Origin of the sequence: Kitasatospora sp. NPDC089913 (assembly GCF_044748625.1) — a bacterium.
In the GTDB taxonomy this organism is placed as follows: Bacteria; Actinomycetota; Actinomycetes; order Streptomycetales; family Streptomycetaceae; genus Kitasatospora.
Genome location: NZ_JBIVGI010000010.1, coordinates 141,481 through 158,364 on the forward strand (window position 1 = coordinate 141,481; position 16,884 = coordinate 158,364).

The 16,884-nt window shown below is 63.3% G+C and carries 19 protein-coding genes; 1 reads left to right on the forward strand and 18 read right to left on the reverse strand.

Annotation, left to right across the window (positions count from 1 at the left end; translation table 11 throughout):
- Positions 1–38 precede the first annotated feature (38 nt).
- The 13 genes from ACIPYS_RS17775 to ACIPYS_RS17835 form a co-directional block, all read right to left on the reverse strand.
- Positions 39–308, reverse strand: coding sequence for a hypothetical protein (locus tag ACIPYS_RS17775; protein ID WP_400747126.1), 270 nt, complete (start codon positions 306–308; stop codon positions 39–41).
- 20 nt (positions 309–328) lie between these two features.
- Positions 329–1,663, reverse strand: a complete 1,335-nt coding sequence (locus ACIPYS_RS17780) for a peptidoglycan-binding protein (protein ID WP_400747128.1) — start codon at positions 1,661–1,663, stop codon at positions 329–331.
- Positions 1,664–1,729: 66 nt separating this feature from the next.
- Positions 1,730–1,990, reverse strand: a complete 261-nt coding sequence (locus ACIPYS_RS17785; protein ID WP_400747130.1) for a hypothetical protein — start codon at positions 1,988–1,990, stop codon at positions 1,730–1,732.
- Positions 1,991–1,999: 9 nt separating this feature from the next.
- Positions 2,000–2,578, reverse strand: coding sequence for a hypothetical protein (locus tag ACIPYS_RS17790; protein ID WP_400747132.1), 579 nt, complete (start codon positions 2,576–2,578; stop codon positions 2,000–2,002).
- Position 2,579: 1 nt separating this feature from the next.
- Positions 2,580–3,410, reverse strand: a complete 831-nt coding sequence (locus tag ACIPYS_RS17795) for a hypothetical protein (RefSeq protein WP_400747133.1) — start codon at positions 3,408–3,410, stop codon at positions 2,580–2,582.
- Positions 3,403–4,005 (reverse strand): hypothetical protein, encoded by a 603-nt coding sequence (locus ACIPYS_RS17800; RefSeq protein WP_400747135.1) that lies wholly within the window; start codon positions 4,003–4,005, stop codon positions 3,403–3,405. The genes ACIPYS_RS17795 and ACIPYS_RS17800 overlap by 8 nt, the downstream gene beginning before the upstream one ends.
- A gap of 174 nt (positions 4,006–4,179) precedes the next feature.
- Positions 4,180–5,235, reverse strand: coding sequence for a hypothetical protein (locus ACIPYS_RS17805; protein WP_400747136.1), 1,056 nt, complete (start codon positions 5,233–5,235; stop codon positions 4,180–4,182).
- Positions 5,235–6,464 carry a siphovirus ReqiPepy6 Gp37-like family protein gene (locus ACIPYS_RS17810; protein ID WP_400747138.1) on the reverse strand — a complete coding sequence of 410 codons (1,230 nt, stop codon included), beginning with the start codon at positions 6,462–6,464 and terminating at the stop codon, positions 5,235–5,237. The genes ACIPYS_RS17805 and ACIPYS_RS17810 overlap by 1 nt, the downstream gene beginning before the upstream one ends.
- Positions 6,465–6,469: 5 nt before the next feature.
- Positions 6,470–7,468, reverse strand: coding sequence for a phage tail domain-containing protein (locus ACIPYS_RS17815; RefSeq protein WP_400747140.1), 999 nt, complete (start codon positions 7,466–7,468; stop codon positions 6,470–6,472).
- Positions 7,469–7,486: 18 nt separating this feature from the next.
- Positions 7,487–12,154, reverse strand: coding sequence for a hypothetical protein (locus tag ACIPYS_RS17820; RefSeq protein WP_400747142.1), 4,668 nt, complete (start codon positions 12,152–12,154; stop codon positions 7,487–7,489).
- A gap of 12 nt (positions 12,155–12,166) precedes the next feature.
- On the reverse strand, positions 12,167–12,457 hold the full coding sequence (locus ACIPYS_RS17825; RefSeq protein WP_400747144.1) for a hypothetical protein: 291 nt from the start codon (positions 12,455–12,457) through the stop codon (positions 12,167–12,169).
- A 119-nt stretch (positions 12,458–12,576) separates the two neighbouring features.
- Positions 12,577–12,861, reverse strand: coding sequence for a hypothetical protein (locus ACIPYS_RS17830; protein ID WP_400747146.1), 285 nt, complete (start codon positions 12,859–12,861; stop codon positions 12,577–12,579).
- 77 nt (positions 12,862–12,938) lie between these two features.
- On the reverse strand, positions 12,939–13,859 hold the full coding sequence (locus ACIPYS_RS17835; RefSeq protein ID WP_400747148.1) for a hypothetical protein: 921 nt from the start codon (positions 13,857–13,859) through the stop codon (positions 12,939–12,941).
- Positions 13,860–13,985: 126 nt separating this feature from the next.
- Between ACIPYS_RS17835 and ACIPYS_RS17840 the strand changes: the two genes are divergently transcribed.
- The gene (locus tag ACIPYS_RS17840; protein WP_400747150.1) at positions 13,986–14,315 is read left to right on the forward strand and encodes a GNAT family N-acetyltransferase; all 330 of its coding nucleotides are present in this window, start codon (positions 13,986–13,988) and stop codon (positions 14,313–14,315) included.
- Here the strand turns inward: ACIPYS_RS17840 and ACIPYS_RS17845 are convergent.
- From ACIPYS_RS17845 to ACIPYS_RS17865, 5 genes are read right to left on the reverse strand one after another with little or no spacing between them, the layout of a single operon-like run.
- Complete coding sequence (locus ACIPYS_RS17845) at positions 14,300–14,683, reverse strand: hypothetical protein (RefSeq protein ID WP_400747152.1); 384 nt, start codon at positions 14,681–14,683, stop codon at positions 14,300–14,302. The two genes, ACIPYS_RS17840 and ACIPYS_RS17845, sit on opposite strands and share 16 nt — an antisense overlap.
- Positions 14,680–15,027, reverse strand: a complete 348-nt coding sequence (locus tag ACIPYS_RS17850) for a hypothetical protein (protein ID WP_400747154.1) — start codon at positions 15,025–15,027, stop codon at positions 14,680–14,682. The genes ACIPYS_RS17845 and ACIPYS_RS17850 overlap by 4 nt, the downstream gene beginning before the upstream one ends.
- Complete coding sequence (locus tag ACIPYS_RS17855) at positions 15,024–15,350, reverse strand: hypothetical protein (protein WP_400747156.1); 327 nt, start codon at positions 15,348–15,350, stop codon at positions 15,024–15,026. The genes ACIPYS_RS17850 and ACIPYS_RS17855 overlap by 4 nt, the downstream gene beginning before the upstream one ends.
- Positions 15,326–15,706, reverse strand: coding sequence for a hypothetical protein (locus ACIPYS_RS17860; RefSeq protein ID WP_400747158.1), 381 nt, complete (start codon positions 15,704–15,706; stop codon positions 15,326–15,328). Before ACIPYS_RS17860 ends, ACIPYS_RS17855 begins: the two co-directional genes overlap by 25 nt.
- Positions 15,706–16,794 (reverse strand): hypothetical protein, encoded by a 1,089-nt coding sequence (locus tag ACIPYS_RS17865; protein ID WP_400747160.1) that lies wholly within the window; start codon positions 16,792–16,794, stop codon positions 15,706–15,708. The genes ACIPYS_RS17860 and ACIPYS_RS17865 overlap by 1 nt, the downstream gene beginning before the upstream one ends.
- Positions 16,795–16,884: the final 90 nt, after the last annotated feature.

Consider the following 16,884-nt stretch of genomic DNA (forward strand, 5'->3'; position numbering starts at 1 on the left):
CCCTCCCCGAAAGGGGAGGGGCTTCTTTGGGTTGTGAATCAGTCGCAGTGGGTGTTCTGCTCGGCCTCCTGCTTGGTCAGCTGGGCCTGGTACCAGGCCGCGGAGTCCAGGGGCGAGGTCTCGTGAAGAGCCGAGACAGTCTTGTTGTCCTCGTGTCGCTGGGCCAGCTCACCGGCACCGAGCAGGGCCGCAGCAGCGGCCACCAGGGCCTCCCACGGGATCGAGGGGTACCAGACGGCCAGGAGTGGGACCAGGGCCGCGACGGCGGCCACAACGCGGACGGCGTGAGTGGAAATGAACGAATTCATGTGTCTCCCTTGGGGATTGATTACTTCATGAGAAGGGACCAGGTGAGCGGTCCCGGGTAGCCATCGGCGGCAGTTCCATGCCAGCCCTGAGCACGCTGGAAGGCCTGCACCGCGCGCCTATCGGCCTCGGTCCATCGAGGGCCAGGACCAACGGCGTAGAAACGCCCGTAACCGTGGCGAACCAGCTGCTTACCGAGCAGGGTGACGCTGGGATTGACCGCCCCCGCGTGGAACTTGGAGTCGCCCGGGAACGGGGGAGTGGTCGGCTTCGCCGTGGCGGCAGCCGGGATGTCGCGGCCCTGGTGCTCAAGCAGGAGAGCCCACGTCTGAAGGCCGGGGATACCGTCCGCGGAACTACCGGTCCATCCCTGTGCCTCCTGGAAGGCCCGGACGGCCTGACGATCGGCCTCACCCCACCGAGGGCCGGGGCCCTGCGAGTAGAAGCGGCCCGCGCCGCGCTGCACCAGCAGCTCGCCGAGCCGGGTCACGTTGGCGTTGTTCGCGCCTGGACCGAACTGGCCAGCACCGGGGAAGGCGCTGACGGGGTTCGAGGCCGGCGGGGAAACCGGTGGCGGAGTCGGGGCCGGAGGCTCCGGGTTGGGCTGCGGATCCTGGCCGCCGTCGGGGGCGGCGGGCAGCGTGATCGTGTCACCCGGGTGGACCTGGTCGGGGTGGTCCTTCACGGTTGGGTTGAGCGCCAGGAGCGACGCCAGGCCGATACCGGCTGCCGCCGCGATGGCGGTGAGGGTCTGGCCCGCCCTCACGGTGACGGTGCGGGTCGAGGGACCGGAGGTGGAGCCGCCCGAGTTCCCGGCCGGGCTGGACGCGGCGGCCTGGTAGGTAAAGCCCGGCCGCCCCTTGAGGGAGAGGTCCGCGGTGGTGACGCCCTCCTCGAAAGCTGGGAGGCCGTAGCCGTAGACGTAGGAATCCCGACGGCGGCGCTCCCGCTTCATCACCTTGTTGCCGTTGGCGTTATTGCTCAGTGAGGTATTGCCCTCGATGGTGTAGATGGAAGTCTCGTCGTACGCGATGACAAGGCCGGTGTGAGTGCCACCGTTCGGCCCGTAGAAGACCTGGGCACCGATCGCAGGATAGGCACTCCAGCGACCTTGGGACCGGAACCAGTCGACACCGACAGCGCAGGATGCGGTACGCGGGTAGAGGCTGGGGACGCCCGCCTTCATGGCCACCCAGGAGACCCAAGTTGCGCACCATGGTTGGTAGTTGGACCATTCGAGGCCGGGGACCTGAGTGGAATACTTCTGGTGGCCGGACGGACGCTCACCGGGCGCCCGCTCGGCCTGATAGCCGACCTCACCGGACGCGATCCGAAGAACTTCTGATACCTGATTCAAGCTGCCTCCAGGGCACGGAGAAAGGGGCCGGCCACACGGCTGGTCCCTCGGGGATGAATGAAAGAATTAGAGCCCGGAGCGAATCCGGGAAGGGTCGAGCGTCGTGATCAGCTCGACCAGTCGGCGGTTTTCCGACTCGATTCGGGTCAGTCGGTCCTTGATCTCGTCAAGGTCGTCCTGAAGGCGGTCGGCCCTGCTCTTCTGAGCCTCTGCCTCGCCTCTCCAGATCTGAGCTGAATTCATCTGCCAGGACGCTCGAACCATGACCAGTGCGGCAGTAATAGAGGCCGCGGTGCCCGCATAGCCGAAAATGTCAGTAGGGGTCATGGGCCTCCTTCAGCCAGAAATCTTCTCCACGGTCAGGGTCCAGGACTTACGATCCTCGCCGGGGCCGGCGTCCGACTGGAAGCCATTCCACCAAGCCACCACGTAGGCCGTGAATGAATGACCAGCAACGAGGGTGGCGGCGAAAGTGAAAGAGGTGGTGGATGCGTCCCCTCCGCCGGGCGGGTAGAGGAACGCGCCGGAGGACGGACCGGGGTCGGTCGCGATCCAAGCGTGAGCCTTGCAGGTGGCCGCGTCGGTACTCCACCCGCCGTAGTTCATGGTGAAACGATAAGTGCCGGATTCGGGGACCTTGATGGTCCCACCGTCGGTTGTAGCCCAGGTTCCGACCCGGGCAAGGGGGTTTGAGGTGTTCCAGTAGACGACGGTGGAGGCGTTCGCTCCGAGGACGATGGAATTCTGAAGAGTAACGCTGAGAACGGGGTTGGCCTTGAGCCTGTTGATCGACGTCTCGTGGTCGTTGGCTACCGTATACAGCGCGTTGTGTACGTCATACACTTGGGAATTCATGTCGGCAGGGCCGATCACCTGTCGGGATACCCAGCTCTTCAGGGTGGGGAGTGGAATCAATTCAAAGCTCCAGGATTGTAGTGGTGCCGAGGCTGGACCCCACGGGGTCGCCGAGGATCCAGGTCGGCTTGCCGTCCGACTTTCCCGGAACCGAGATGAGGACCACGGCAGCCGAAGAAACGGTGGTGTCGAGCTGTACGGCGCCGGGAGAACCGCCGGCGCCCGGCGTATCGGCAGCCATCAGGCTGATTTGATTCATGCCAAACTGCCCGAGCTGCTGATCCCGGGCGGCAACACCGGACGGCCAGGCCAGGCCCGTAAGCGAGCTGGACACCGTGACTGCGGCATAGAGATTCCGGTAGCCGGTCGAGGCCATCAGGGGCAGCGTGTTCGTGTTGGTGTACTCCCGGATGCCAACCACAGGGGTAAGTCCGATGTTGGAGACATCGCCGTTTCGGTACACCAGATTCATTACGGCAGCGTTCCGGGCGGTGCCCACGTCCCAAACCACCGAGGTGCCCCGGGAAGGCTCCCAGGGCCAGACGGCCACCGCCACCAACAGGCCACTGGCGAGCGTGTATTGGGTCGGAATCGCACCAGCAGGAGTGACTAAACGCGGTGCCGGTGCCGCACCGGAGCTGACACAGATGGAGACGATGAAGTCGTTCGTGCGAACCGGGGGAAGAGCGAGTTCGGGGAGCGGCTGGTCTACGACCAGGGCCCGCGTGCTGGCCTGATAGGCCGGGAACTCCTTGGGCGCCGGGGCCCCGCTCATCCACGCGACCCCGTCCCAGTACAGGGGAGGGGAAGAGACCCAGCTCGACCCGTTCCAGACCTTCGGGGTCTGATCCACCCACGTGGAGCCGGACCACACCTTCAGCTGGTTAGGCATACTGCACCCACACATCCCCGGCCTTAGGGCTCGAAGGCGCGTTGGGGCCGCTAAAGAGGCGGGCCGAGCCGACGTTCGTGGCCGTCACGGAGCCTGCTGACACCACCGAACCGTCTCCCTGAACTCGGAATACCGAAGCGGTAGTTGCAGTGGTCGCCTTCGAGTTGGTGATGTTGATGACGGCCTGGCCGCTGCCGTAGGCCGGCGCCCCGATGCACAGTGCGGCGCGGACGCCGATGGTGTCGACCAGGACCGAGCCGGAGTTCAGGACTCGGGTGTACGGCGTGCCGTCGACCGTCTTGACCTTCCAGGCGGAACCTGTGGTGTCAGCTGTCGAGGGCACCACCCACCGGGCCCAGTCCGTTCCGGCGGGGACCTGGAGGTCCGCGCCCGCCAAGGGCAAGAAGCTCAGCAATCGCTCGTTGGTGAAGGCGCGGTCCTGGTGCGGATCCGCGGCGGCCTGGTGCTGAACCAGGCGCTCGCCGACCGTCGTCGAAACGAGTCCGACCCGTCCGGCCCCGAAGTCCACCCAAATACGCTCAACCCCGGAAGGCGGCCCGTAGAAGCTGGGGACCATCCCTCTAAGGTCGGCCACGAGCTGGAGGATCGGGGCCCCGGTGGTGTCGGTTAGGTCGGTGATCTGGGCCGCACCGGCTGACGGGCCGTCCCAGACCGTTCCGACCGCGCCGGGGATCCGGGCGCCACTCACGCTTTCCGCTACGTCAGAAGCCGTGCCTCCGAAGAGATTTCGAGCCAATGGGGTTCCTCCTTACTCGGCGAAGATGTCGGATTCGTAGGTGCCGGACAGGTACAGGGTCGAATGAGCAGGGATTCCGGGGAGGACTGTGAGCCCGGAGGAGTCGGGAGTGAAGAGGTTCACCGTGCTGGTCGAATTTCCTTCCCACGTAATGCCGCGAACCTGGCTCAGCCAGGGGCGTCCGCCGTTCCCGCTCGGATTGTCTATGTAGCCCTCGAAGGTCTGGGCTGTCTTCCCGCTGGCGGACTGGGGGAGGGATGCCTGCATGTACCAACCCGTAGTCACAATGTCGGCTGGCGTGGGGTTTCGGATCTTCATGTTGAAATGCACGGTGTTGGGTGCGATCCAGCGCCACCGGCACACACGGTCGACATCGGCGGGCTGGGAGTCCACGCCCCAAAGGCTCGGGATGAAAGGCCGAGCCTTTCCCAGGTGGCGGGTTACCATGTACCCGTCCCGTCCAGTGAATGCCTCGTACTGGGAATCGCCGCCGTCGACATCGAGGTCATATACGAAAGTGCCCTTGGGGACGAAGTCTGCGGTGGATCGGGTGTTCCAGGGAGTTGCGACGGCTCGCGGGAGGTCAAAGCTCGCGCGCAAGTAGACCGAGAGTGCCCCATTGGCGGCTGGCACGTCGACCTCCAGGAGAACCATTTCCCAGCGCTGGCCTGGCGCCCGCTGAGGCTGTGGAGCGATTGGCGAAATGCTCGGCTGGCCCTTGACGGCCGCGATGTTCACGGAGCCCTTGACGACGTCCGCCCGGATGACGACCGTGTCCTTTCGCGGCTTGTCGGTCGGATTGGGGTCAATATCAACGCTGAGCATCGCCGTGAGCTGGTAGTAGAAACCGCCGACCCACGCATTACCGGGGTCGAGCGTGATGGTACGGCCGTTGATCACCTTCCACGCAAAGGGGAGGGCGGCGGCGTCATAGGTGCCGCTGGTGAGCTGGAAATCAACGCGGTCTCCGCCCCACAGGTGGGCCATCTGTTGCCACTGGAGCTGAGAGACCATTTCGGATCCGCCAGAGGCATTGGCCTGGGAAAACGGGTAACTGACTTCTGCCATTACATCCTCGCTTCGAGTTTCCTCAGCTTCTCTCGAAGCTCGGAGACGGTCTTGTACAAGTTCAGGGGATCGCCGGTGCCCTGCTCGCCGATCTTCGGGCGGATAGTCAGGAACTTTCCGGCATCCTCAACGGAGATGTTCACCTCGCGGACGATGTCCACGTACTCAACCCCGTCGATGGCTACGGTTACCAGGTCGCCCACCATGTAGTCACGGCCAAAGCGAATCTGTTCAGTGTCGACCGGGTAAATCTGGAAGTTGCCGTTCTTCTCGCCCTGCTGAAGGATGCTGTCCGCGGCGGCCTCAACGGCCTTCTTCGCATTCTCAAACTCTGCGTCGGTGGTGTCCGGCTTGGCCTTCACGGGCTGGCCGGTGGCGGGATCAGTCTTCAGCGGGAGGTCGCGGCGGTCGAGAAACTGTTCAATCTGCACGCCCCATTCCGTCTCGGCATCAGAGTCGATCCTCTGGAAGAGATACCTGTCTTCACCTTCGCCCTGGCAGGCCACAATGACGCGGGTGACCCGGGGTGCTGTCAGCGTCCAGATGAATTCCCGCAGGTTTCCCAGCTCGGGACTGAATCGGACGTCCCGGGACCGGTCGCGGGGCTTGAAGACGGAAAGCTCGATCTTCTTCACATCGGGGTTGTAAAGGAATCGGTATCCGAAATCCTTGCCCTCCGTCCACTTTTCGAAGGTGGACCCGAGACCATCGAAGCGGAAGGAGTCGTGGACCTGCGTGCCAAGGTCGGGCGGCTCGGTCAGGAACAGGCCGGAAATCCTGCGGTCGGGGAGGGCCGAGGCGCCTACAGAGTGCTCCAGCTCCCACCACAGGGCCCTACTCGCGGACCCGGCGGCCTGGCGGGTCGCACGGGCCCTGTATTGCTCCGAGATGGGCACCGCGGGCTCGGGGAAGGCGAGGCGGCTGTAAGCCACCTTGTTGTCACACTTCCCGCCGACATAGAGACTACCGGGACCAGTGTGCTGTTCAACGGTCCAGTACTGTTGGAAAAATTCAATCTGCCCCGTCAGGAGGGGATCGGGAACACCTTCCTGGTAGATCGCAATACCGCCTCCCTTCTGCAACAGGTTCGCCTGATCAGTGCCAGCCTTCACGAGCATCTGAAACGAACCCTGCTGACAGAATCGGACGATGAAATCCAGCTTGATCCACGTGTCGATGACGCCGACCCGATTCAGGTCTCGGTCTCGGACCTCTATTCGGTAATTCATAGGCGTCAGTAACTTTCGTAGCGTGGGCGAAAAGTGAGCTTGAGTGTGGCGGCTGAGCCGCCGGCCACCAGGTCGACGGAGACCGCCGACTTTCCGGCCGGAACCGGCCAGAGAGCCGGGGAGGCGTCCACCCGCGTCCAGTAATTGGAGCCCTGGTCGTCCTTGAGGGTCTTCACCCCGGGGCGGGTGTCGATAGTGAGAGTGCGCCCCGCCGGCACGGCGTCAGGGCTGCCCAAAGGGCCTGCCGCAATGCCGACTGAGGCACCGTTCGGACCCGTCATCTTGAATCCGCGGACGGGCCCCGTGAGTTCCCAGATTGGCCATGCCTCGACGTCGCCCGGATTCACAACAGGGATGTTGTTGCTAGACAGAACGCCCTTGGTGAGCTTCAACGGAAAGAGGGCCGTTCCCGTCTTGAGAAAGGGCTTCCCTCCACCGAACTGCCACTCGGCAACCTGCATATCGGGGCCGTAGAACCAGGGGTCAAAGGCGGTTAGCTGGAGCCCGTACTTCATGAACCGAAAGCCCGCATTGTCCGTGCCCTCGTCACCCTGCATCCCGTCCTTGTAATAGGCGTAGAGAGTTCGGGTGAGAGAGTCGCCTTCCGTGAACTTCAGAACACAAAACCCGTTCTTCGGGTTGAGTGCTGAGATCAAGCGCCGCTTGAGGTCCTTGAGAGTGCGACGGTCTACCGCGTGGAGGTAGACCGGAATCATGATCTGACGGGCGGCAACTCGGGAGCCTCGGTAAATGGAGCCGTCCAAGTTCGGACTGTCGTCCGCATGGAGTTCCACGGGAGGCATGTCCAAGCCGGTGGCCCCGGCCTGAATCAGAATGGCTGGCCATTCCCGGTTTGCGAAGGAGGTGAGGGGGATTTCCTCCCCCTCACCATTAGAGCCCGTAATCGTCACGTGGGTGTGACCCCACGCCACCGGCTGAGGGGGCAGCGGTAGGGGTGCCGGCTGCTGGTCCTTGACCGATGGCGTAATTGCCGGAATTGGCATGGGGCCTCCAAATGACTGCTACATGGCTGACATAACCTCCGCGTACTGCATGGCCCGCAGAACGGCCTGTGTGGTGTCCTCCGACTTTGCCTCGTGCACGTGAATCTCGTACGTCTTGCCCTGGAGCATCCGGCGAGTATCTGCGGAATCGTGCACCCGCTCACCACCCCGGAAATTCACCAGCTCCGGACCATGCTCTCCAACAAGGCGAAGACCAGGCGACGCCGAAAGCGTCCCCGACCAGTAGCCCTGATTACCAGAGAGGGCCTGAGGCCATCCGGCACCATAACGGTGGATGGCGTAGTTCAGGCCCGCATAAATGGATGCAAGACCATTTAGGCGACCGAGAGACTGGTAGGGGCCGGCATAAGCGGCAAAGGTCGCCGGGATGGTCTGCATGAGACCCGCACTCGCGCCGATATTCGGATTGAGTGCGTTGCTGTCCCAGTTGTTCACCGCGTTCGGGTCGCCGCCGGACTCCACCTTGATTCGGTGAAGAATCAGGTCGGTGTAATCCATGCCGATCCCGAGTTCCCCAAGGACACGCTGAACTGTCGGGCGCCACCGAGTGACCTGGTCCCCGGTTGGGTCGAGCTTTCCACCTAGGACATCCGTGAAGTTGAGCGCTTCCTTCGGAATGCCACTCGCATTGACCTTCTCGTCCTTGCCAAAGTCGAAAAGCCCTTCGGTATTGGGCATGGCTTCCTTGGCCGTGCTCAGGACATCCATGAAGACCGACCTGGCGTAGTCGCCGGGCGCGTCGTAAATATCCTTGATGGCCTTGACCATGTCCACAAGCTGATCCGTCTCGGACGAGGCCATGTCCCAGATCGAATTGAATGCCTCGGTAACACTTCCGATGGGGTCGGTGATGAGGTCCTTGGCACCCCCGACTAGGGCCTTGATGGACTCCCAGGTGCCGCCAAGGAGGTTTTTCCCGGCCTCCTTCAGAGTGTTGACCGAGAAAGTGTCCCCGAGGAACTTCCCGCCTCGCTGGACGATGTTCCCGTTGCCCTTCCACACGTCATCCCAGAAGTAGTCTCCGAGAATCGGCGCCAGGGTTCCACCGGCAATACCGGCAACCTGACCGAGAACGGTCGGGACCCGTCGGAGGAGCTTCCAAGAATCGTCCGTCACGAAGTCGAACATGCCCTTGAAGCGGTCGGCGACCCCGGAACCAATCCACCGAGACGTATTGGTTCCAACGCCGATCATTCCAGCCCGCGCGTCACCGCCGATGTCGTCCGAGGACCTGGCAAACGTCATCACGTTTGTCGCCCCGGTTGCGTACGGCCAGAGATTCTGAAGGCGGATAGCCTCTGTGATCTCATTGAACCCGAGACGGCCAGCGATACCACCGCCGGCGTACCGGCTCAGCTGACCCTTTCGAGCCGCCGCATTCCAACCATGAATCAGTGCTGGACCAAGAGCCGCGGTGACCTCAGGTCGAAGAATCGCCTCACCCGGAGAAAGGATGGCCGGGATGGAGTCGACCCCGGGCGCATAGCCCGGGAGGATGCCACCAGTCGCATACTTCTTCTTGTTGTCCGGCTTTGAAGGGCCAGGCGAGTTGGAGCCGCCGGGCGCCTTCTTCGAGATGTTGTCGATCGACTTGTCAAGGTTTTCGGCATGCCCGTGAGCGGTGTTCAGGGCACCGCTCAGCTTCTCGACTTGCTCCTTGATGTCCTTGAGAGACCGGCCGTTCAGAAGGCCTATTCGACCGGCAAGACTCTCCGCTCCGGTCCCCTGACCGACCTTGCCGTAGGCGTTGTCAGCGGCGTTGTAGACCGAATCGAATTCATTCTTGAGCCCGGACAGAGACCTCTGATTCAGAAGACCTATCCGGCCAGCTACCGAGCCCGCTCCGGTGCCCTGGCCTACCTTCTCGTGGACCTGATCGGCAGAGCTGTGCAGAAGCGAGAACTCCGACCGCAGACCAGACAGCGAGCGCTGATCGAGGAGGCCAACCCGGCCGGCCACCGAAGTGGCGCCGGTACCCATGCCGACCTTGTCATAGACCTCGTTGGCCGCAGAGTGGACCTGGTTGAACTCGGCTCGAAGCCGGTTGAGGTTCTTACCGTCGAGCTGCCCCACGGCCAGGGCCGTGTTCTCGATCTTGTCCTTCAGATCCCCAGCTGCACCGTGCGCGCCGTCGAGCTGGAGTTTCAGGCCTACGAGCCTCTTGCCATCGAGCTGGGTGACCTCGCGCTGAGCGTCACGAAGAGCAGCCGTCAGGCGTTCGGCCTTCTGCTCGGTGTCACCCAGCTCGGCCTGAATCGCGCTGAGCGAGGCCCTGTTCAGAGGCTCGATCCCCTGCATCTGGACCTGGTGGACCTCGGCCCTCGCGGACTGGGCCGCATTTTCGACACTGCGACCACCACCAGACAACTCCTGAATGATGGAACGGAGTTCGGTGCTGTTGACGGCCTGAAGCTCCCGACGGAGCTCGGCGGTCTGGCGGTCCGCCTCCCGGATCTGCTGCTCAAGGTCACGGATCTGAGCAATGGTGCGGCGCTCGTCACCAGCAGTACCGCCGGTGAGCTCAATCCGGCGCTGTCGGTAGCCGCTCAGGAAGCCGTCACCCTCGCCTCGGGAGGCGACGCCGGCACGGGCCTGACGGGCCACACGGGTTGCTCCGCGGACACCTCGACCAGCAGCCGTGACGGGGGCCGAGACCAGGCCGAACGCAGTGCCGGCCAACTTCCCGGCCTTGCCCAGCAACTTGGCCAGGGTTCCTACGACGATGGCGGCGGGGCCCAAAACGGCCGCGAGCTGAGCGGCCTTGACCAGGAGATCCCGAAGCGCTGGATGCTCTTCGAGATATTCCGATGCCTTCTTGATCCATTCGGTCAGCTTCGACAAGGCACCGATAAATTTCTCAAGCATGATCTTGAGCGTTGGGAAAGCAGACTTGCCGATGTCCTGGACGTCATTCAGAAGGCCACCCTCATAGGTGGTTACGCCGTCCTGGGTGACCTTGTGGCCCATGATCTTCTGGCCGAGCCCGGTGTAGTTGTAGGAGCCGTCCTCACCCTCGCTATAAAACAGCTTGCCAAGGCGGAACTGGGCGTTCTCCTTCATGTTTTCAAGGCGCCCGGAAATGGTTGCGCCACCCATACGCTTGGCGGCACCCATCAAGTTTGGCTCACTCTTCCAGTGCTCAAGAAGCTTCTGGATCAACTGCTCGCCGGACAAGCCCCCAGTGTCCTTGGCTCGTGCCATGAAATCCATCAACTGGGCCGACGCTTCGTAAGTCGCGGGCTGTTCAAGGATGGCACCAGATTGCTTGGTCATCTCCGCCTTGGCCTTAAGTTCGGCCGGAGTGAAAGCGCGGTCCTTGAAACCAACCATCTTCGCGATCTGCTGAGCCGGGAGACCAATTGCTCGCTCAAGCTGCTTCAGGTTTCGGAGCGGCGTTCGGCCCATGTCCTGGATCACCTCAAGGGCATACATGCCCTGAGACACCATGACCGGGTCGAGAACGCCGCCGTATGCGGCCGAGTCGCCGATCATACGGACCATGTCCACGGATCGCTGAGCGACCTCGGAGGATCCCTTGGACTTCTTCTCCGGGTCGGTCGAGTTGAAGTCGTGATTATGAGCTGCATTGGCTCGCGCATAACGCGTGCCGTATTTCAGCATGTCGGTGATCGAGTAAGGCGTCTCGACACCAAAGGAAGTCATCTGCTCAAGAAGCGAGTTGACATCCTTAAGCTGGATACCCATCCCGGAAAGGCCGGTCTGAGAGGAGATCATGGCGTCCGCGGACTTCACTCCGATCGCGGTTGCGGCGGAAGCCGCAAGGCCGAGAGGGGCCACGATCTTGTTGACGAGGAGATTTCCCGTCTCGGTGATCGACGTACCGAACTTCTCGGTACCCTCCGTCAACTTCTTCCAGCCGCCCTGCATTCGGGTGAGGGCGCTGGTGTGCGAGGAGCTGACCTGAGACATGATCGTGCGGGTCTGGGCGAGCTGCTGACGAAGCCCGTCCCGAACGGCGGTGGTCTGGGCTATCTGGTCCCGGAGGGCATCGCGATGGGCGGCCTGGCGAACAAGGGCCGTTTCCCGGATGGCGGCCTGGGTTTCGCGCTCAAGACGAAGACGAGTCGCCTCGATCTCCCGATCGATTCGGACCTCATCCTCAAGGGCCCGCTGTCGGAGGGCCTGTTCCTCGCGTGCTGCCCGAGCTGCCTCCTCGGCCTGGCGGCGGAGGCTGGTGATGCGCTCCCGCTCCTGCTGCTGGGTAAGCCGGCTGCGAGCCGTCGCAGCCTCGGTCTCCTGGGCCACCGCAGTACGAAGGGCCCGCTGAGTGGCGGTCGACGTCTCCTCGGCAAGGGCCTGCTTCTGCTCTTCGAGTCGACGGGCCTCAGTGAAACGCCGAGCGGCCTCGGCCCCGAACTGGGTCGTCAACTGGCGCTCGATCCGCGCCAGGGTCTCCGCGGAATCCTTACCCTCAGTCTCGACGGCCTTCTTGGCCTTGGCGGCTGCGGTCGCGGCAGCCTTCGGCAGGTCGGCGAACCCCTTGGTGGCCGCCGCCGACAGCGCCTTGCTGGCCTCGGTGCCGGCTTTCTCCATCTGCCGAGTCAGGTCGGCCTTGAAGCGGGTCAGGGACTCCCGGCTGAGATCCGTGCTGATCTCGATGTAGCCGCTGCCAACCTTGATCGGGCCGCGAGTTGATGGCGCCATGCGGCCTCCAGGTCAGAGTGAATTCATTCGTGCGAAGAAGTCGGCCACCCCTGGCCCATCGGCGAAGTCCGACTCAGCGGTGCCGAGTTCGGTGTGATCGACGCCCGGCCGAGGCACTGGCTCCGGGATGGGGAGGTCGTCCGTGTCGGACGAATTGGCCTTGATGAAGAGGTAGTTGGACGCTTCAAGCGCATCGGACATCCGCGCAAGCAGGTGTTCCGCGGTGCCCCACTGCGCGGTCTCGTCCAGCTCCGCCAGGAGCAAGGAGCGGCCCGGCCGGCGCATCAGGGCGGAGATCAGCACGTGTACACGACGGAGGGAGAGCCGTCCGCGCCAGAGGTCCAGGAGATCGACCCCGTAGAACTCCAGGAGATCGGCCTCCAGGGCCTCACTGTGCTCCTGGATGACGCGGACGGTTGCAATCAGTTTCCCGAGCCGGCCTGAGCCGTGTTGACCTTGTCGGCGAGGGCCTGGAAGTCACGGATGCTGGGCCGCGTGGCGCGGTACTCCGCCCAGGACTCCTCACCCACGATCAGCCGAACGGCCTCCAGCTCGTCAGTGGCCTCCAGCAGGTCAAGCGGCATGTCGAGGGGCGCCGGCACGCTGAAGGTCATGCCAGCGTGCTCGAAGGTCGTCGGGGACTCGGTGGCCTCTGCCTTTGCGGCAGCGACGGACTTCGGGGCAGCGGTCTTCTTGGCAGCAGCCATGGGGGAACTCCAGCATCTAAAAGGGAAGAATGGGGGCCGGGGACTATGAGCCCTCCCCGGCAAGGGCCTTCGGCTGGTTAGCCGGAAACGACGGTGCAGGTCTTCGAGGAACCCGTTTGAGTCTTGTCAGCCACGGTGTAGCAGTAATCCACACCGGCGTGAGTCACCTTGATCTCAGCAGTCGTCTGAGGCTTCGGAATGGTCACGTCGAAGGTGCCATCAGAAGTCAGAGTGGTCTGAAGCTGAAACGCAGTGCTGGCGCCGTTGAGGAGCTTCACAGTTGCCGGACTGGTAATGCCGGATGCGGCAACCCGAGCGGTCCATGCGGTGTTGGCGCCATCGTTCGTGGCAAAGCCAGGAACCGTGACCGTCGAGGCGAACGGCGCCGGAGGGGTGACGCCGCCACCGGTTCCCTTAATGGAGTCGTTGGTCAGGACGTAGCCCAGGCTGCCATTCGCATCAAGAGCGCTGATGGTGAGCTCGTACTTCTGGGCCTCAGTTCGCTGAAGGGTAATCGCACCACGATCCGAGATCATCGCCCGCGGAATCACACAGCGATACCGAACGCCCTTCTGAGACCAGTCCACGACCAGGGTAATTTCCTGGAGTTCAGGGGTGCTGGAAAGGTCGAGACGATAGGTCCCGGTCTCCTGGCCCTGAGTGTCCTTGACTGGGATCCAGGGGGCACCCCAGAACAGCTCAGACGTGAGCTGATTGGTCTCCAGAAGAGTCGCCTTGATCTGCATGCTCGCAGACTTGACGTTGTACAGAACCGGGGTAGCAGACTGCCACGCATTAACCGGGTCCGTCTCGATCGAAGGCGTAATAGTGACGCCACCCTCATCGACATAGCCGAGCGCCTTGTAACCGGTCGGGACGGCCTTACCGTCGCCGACATCCACGGGCAGCTGAGTGCCGGTGGGGAGCCCATTTGGGGCGGGGGCGACAAAGATGCCCCCGCCGGGCGCGAATCGGATCTTCTGAGCATCGTTCGCCATAGGCGCTGCCTCCGGGCATAAAAAAAGCCCCGAGGCCACGAGGGGGCCGCAGGGCTTAGACAGGAAAGGTGAGTTTTTGGGGATTCCCCGAACGGGGGAGAGGATCGGCGGGTATGCTCAGCCGATATGAAGATGGCTTACGTGCACCACGAGGGAAAGGCCTACGCCTACCTGCGGTACGAGCCGGACGTGCAGAGCGTGGCGATCCTCGCGGAGGTCCATGTCCTTGGTGGCTATCAAGGCCGGGGATGGGGGAGCGAACTCCTGAGGCAGATCACCGCGGACGCCGACGCATCAGGTGTGGTTCTGATGCTCTCCGTCGAGCCGGGCCCGGAGGGCCTGACCCGCAACGAGCTGACGGCCTGGTACTCCCGGTACGGATGGGAGCCTGTACGCAACGAGGCCAGGGAGGTTGAGCCAGATATCCTCTGCCGACTGCCTCACGCCGCGATGTAGAACAGCGAGACTTCGCCGCCGTACATGTGCTCTCTGGACACCGAATCCGGGTAGTACCGGGGCCGGTCAATCTCCGCGACGTCGAGCACCAGGGCGCCGCCGGCCTCTTGGCCGGGCAGCTCCTCAAGGAGGTGCTGGCGGACCAGGAGCGCGAGGCGTTTAGCCTCTGCGCGGTCCTCGGCGTACACGTCGTACTCGACGTCCGCCCTGTCCATACGGTTCCGAACCAGGCGGTGGCCACCCGATTCATTCAGGTAGACGGTCGTCTCGCCGGCCTCGCGGCCTACCAGGTCCCCGGTCACACAGCCCTTGGGCAGGCTGGGGAGCGAACTGAGGTACTCCCAAAGGGAGTTAACCGGGTCGATCACTCGATCCTCGCCTTCACCAAGGCCTCCCGCAGGAAGAAGCGGCCGGGGTGCCGGCGGCCTCCGCGATCGCGGTATCCGCGCTCCTGGAGCATGGTGTGTCGGACCTCGCGGTCAGCTTCAATGACCACCTGGCCGTACCAGCCGCCCTGATAGAGGGTGACGAGTGCCGAGATGTTCCTCTTCGAGCTGTTCCAGTTGTTCCGGGTTGCGGAGGCCCGGGGGCTCTCCTTGATCGCCAGAGCGGCAACGTCGGCAGTGTGCAGCTCCACGATTTCCTTGGCCTGGGCGAGAGACAGGATCTCCCGTTCCCAGTTCCGGTTCATACGCAGGGTGAACCTGGTCATCGACGCACCCTCACAGCCTTGATCGTGATGTGACTGAGGACGCCGGCCCGCCAGTGAGCGGGCTCGTCCTCGACCTGGTAGGTGACTCCGCGGACCGTGATCCGGTCTGCGGAGTCGACGACGGCACTCGACGGGAGGTAGACGAGCAGGCGGTCAACTGTGGTCTCGCGCTCGGGAGATCGGACCGTGTAGGGCTTGCCCGGTTGAACCGAGGCAAGTCCCGACCAGACCCGAGTGGAGTGCTCCCAGTCCCGCCGGTTGGTGTACGCGTCCGCCACCAGGGCAGCGCGGTGGATTTCTACGGGCTCGACGTACCGGGGCACGGGGTCACCTCCCGGACGAGGGGTATAGAGGAGAGTGCCCGCCGGTAGCGGCGAAGCCCCGACTTGGCGGCTTCCGAAAGACCGGCCGTCGAGGCGGAGGCCGAGAACTGGATCTCCAGCTCACCCGTCCGCTCCGAGATCACGCCGGGAGTCACGGCGAGCCACCGGATCACCTCGGCACAGGCCACGACCTTGAAAGAGGCCGGAGGGTTGACCCGGTCCCAAGTCCCGGTGCAGTGCTCGGCGATGAGCGCCGACACGTCGTCCAGCAGGGCATCAACCCGAGGCTTCTCGTCGTCCAGGACGGGCCGCCCGAGACGGGCGGCCACATCCTCAACGGAGGCATAGGCGGCCATTAGCCCGCCGGCTGCTCGGTGATCGAAATCTTGAGACCGCGCACAAACTTTTCGCCGATGGTGGTACCGCGGACCGAATAGTCTGGGTCTTCCTTGACGGTCGCCAGGCCGTACATGGTATCCAGGCCGATCGTGTCCGCCTTCTTGCCGAAATCATAATCGATCAGCATTCGGGTAGCGATTCCGTTGACATTCTGGATGGAACCGTTGACGGCACCCATCGGAATGGCTGGGCAGGCCGAAACCAGGAACAGCGCCGAGCGGTGGAAAAGGTACATCTCCAGGGAGAAGGAGTTGTGGATCACGATATCGAAGCCGTAGATTCGGCCGATGGTCGCCCGGCGAAGCGCGTTGGTGTCGCCGGAATAGTCGACCGCCACGAATTCCGGATCCTTCAGGAGGATCGCCTCAACCTCGGGACCGGCAATCAGGTATCGCTCAGAGGCCGGCACGTTGGCAAGATTGAGCGCGAGGCGCGCATCCACCAGGGCCGTCCGGATGTTCAGGGCGCGCTTCGAGAGGGTTGCCGCAGTACCGTCCGCAGCCGGAATGGTCACGGAAACGTCGCCGCCGATCGCGTTCTTCTGGCCGGCAGTCAGCGAGGAACGGTTGATGTTCGCCTTGATGAAGGCCGCGGTGGTGTCATCGAAGTACTCCGCAAAGCCCCGAGTGAGCTTCGAGAGGACCTGAGAGCCGAACTGGCGCAGATCAAACGCCACCTGCTCCATGGAAAGGACGGTCGAGTTCTGGGCAAGCGTGGTGAGCTGAACCGGAAAACGCGACTCGTTAATGAAGCCGGTCGGCGCCTTACGGTCAGCCGAAGGGAGTGGCCGGTCAGACGCAGCCGCGAAAACATTCTTGTCACCCGTAATTGGGTTGGTGATCGGCGCGGTAATCCCGCCCGCCACAACCGGAATACCTCGGGACTCACGGTTGACGTTGATCACGTCACCGACGCCACCGGTGAAGTTCAGCTCCGAATACCGAGCCGGAAGGGAGCCGAGAGTAAGCTGCCGGTCCAGAAGGCCTAGAGCAGCAATAGTGACCTGCTTGGGGTCAAGATTAAAATGATGTGTGGTAGGTGCCATGCATGCTCCAGGGCATAGAAATAGCCCCGGCACCCAACCCGCAAGGGGGAGGGCAACAGGGCTTAGGAGTTTGAAGTTACTTGCTCATAC

What these genes read in the sequence shown, in the direction of transcription:
- ACIPYS_RS17775 (WP_400747126.1), bottom strand. Translation starts at nt 308, where the DNA reads ATGAATTCGTTCATTTCCACTCACGCCGTCCGCGTTGTGGCCGCCGTC.
- ACIPYS_RS17785 (WP_400747130.1), bottom strand. Translation starts at nt 1,990, where the DNA reads ATGACCCCTACTGACATTTTCGGCTATGCGGGCACCGCGGCCTCTATT.
- ACIPYS_RS17795 (WP_400747133.1), bottom strand. Translation starts at nt 3,410, where the DNA reads ATGCCTAACCAGCTGAAGGTGTGGTCCGGCTCCACGTGGGTGGATCAG.
- ACIPYS_RS17805 (WP_400747136.1), bottom strand. Translation starts at nt 5,235, where the DNA reads ATGGCAGAAGTCAGTTACCCGTTTTCCCAGGCCAATGCCTCTGGCGGA.
- ACIPYS_RS17810 (WP_400747138.1), bottom strand. Translation starts at nt 6,464, where the DNA reads ATGAATTACCGAATAGAGGTCCGAGACCGAGACCTGAATCGGGTCGGC.
- ACIPYS_RS17815 (WP_400747140.1), bottom strand. Translation starts at nt 7,468, where the DNA reads ATGCCAATTCCGGCAATTACGCCATCGGTCAAGGACCAGCAGCCGGCA.
- ACIPYS_RS17820 (WP_400747142.1), bottom strand. Translation starts at nt 12,154, where the DNA reads ATGGCGCCATCAACTCGCGGCCCGATCAAGGTTGGCAGCGGCTACATC.
- ACIPYS_RS17830 (WP_400747146.1), bottom strand. Translation starts at nt 12,861, where the DNA reads ATGGCTGCTGCCAAGAAGACCGCTGCCCCGAAGTCCGTCGCTGCCGCA.
- ACIPYS_RS17835 (WP_400747148.1), bottom strand. Translation starts at nt 13,859, where the DNA reads ATGGCGAACGATGCTCAGAAGATCCGATTCGCGCCCGGCGGGGGCATC.
- ACIPYS_RS17840 (WP_400747150.1), top strand. Translation starts at nt 13,986, where the DNA reads ATGAAGATGGCTTACGTGCACCACGAGGGAAAGGCCTACGCCTACCTG.
- ACIPYS_RS17850 (WP_400747154.1), bottom strand. Translation starts at nt 15,027, where the DNA reads ATGACCAGGTTCACCCTGCGTATGAACCGGAACTGGGAACGGGAGATC.
- ACIPYS_RS17860 (WP_400747158.1), bottom strand. Translation starts at nt 15,706, where the DNA reads ATGGCCGCCTATGCCTCCGTTGAGGATGTGGCCGCCCGTCTCGGGCGG.
- ACIPYS_RS17865 (WP_400747160.1), bottom strand. Translation starts at nt 16,794, where the DNA reads ATGGCACCTACCACACATCATTTTAATCTTGACCCCAAGCAGGTCACT.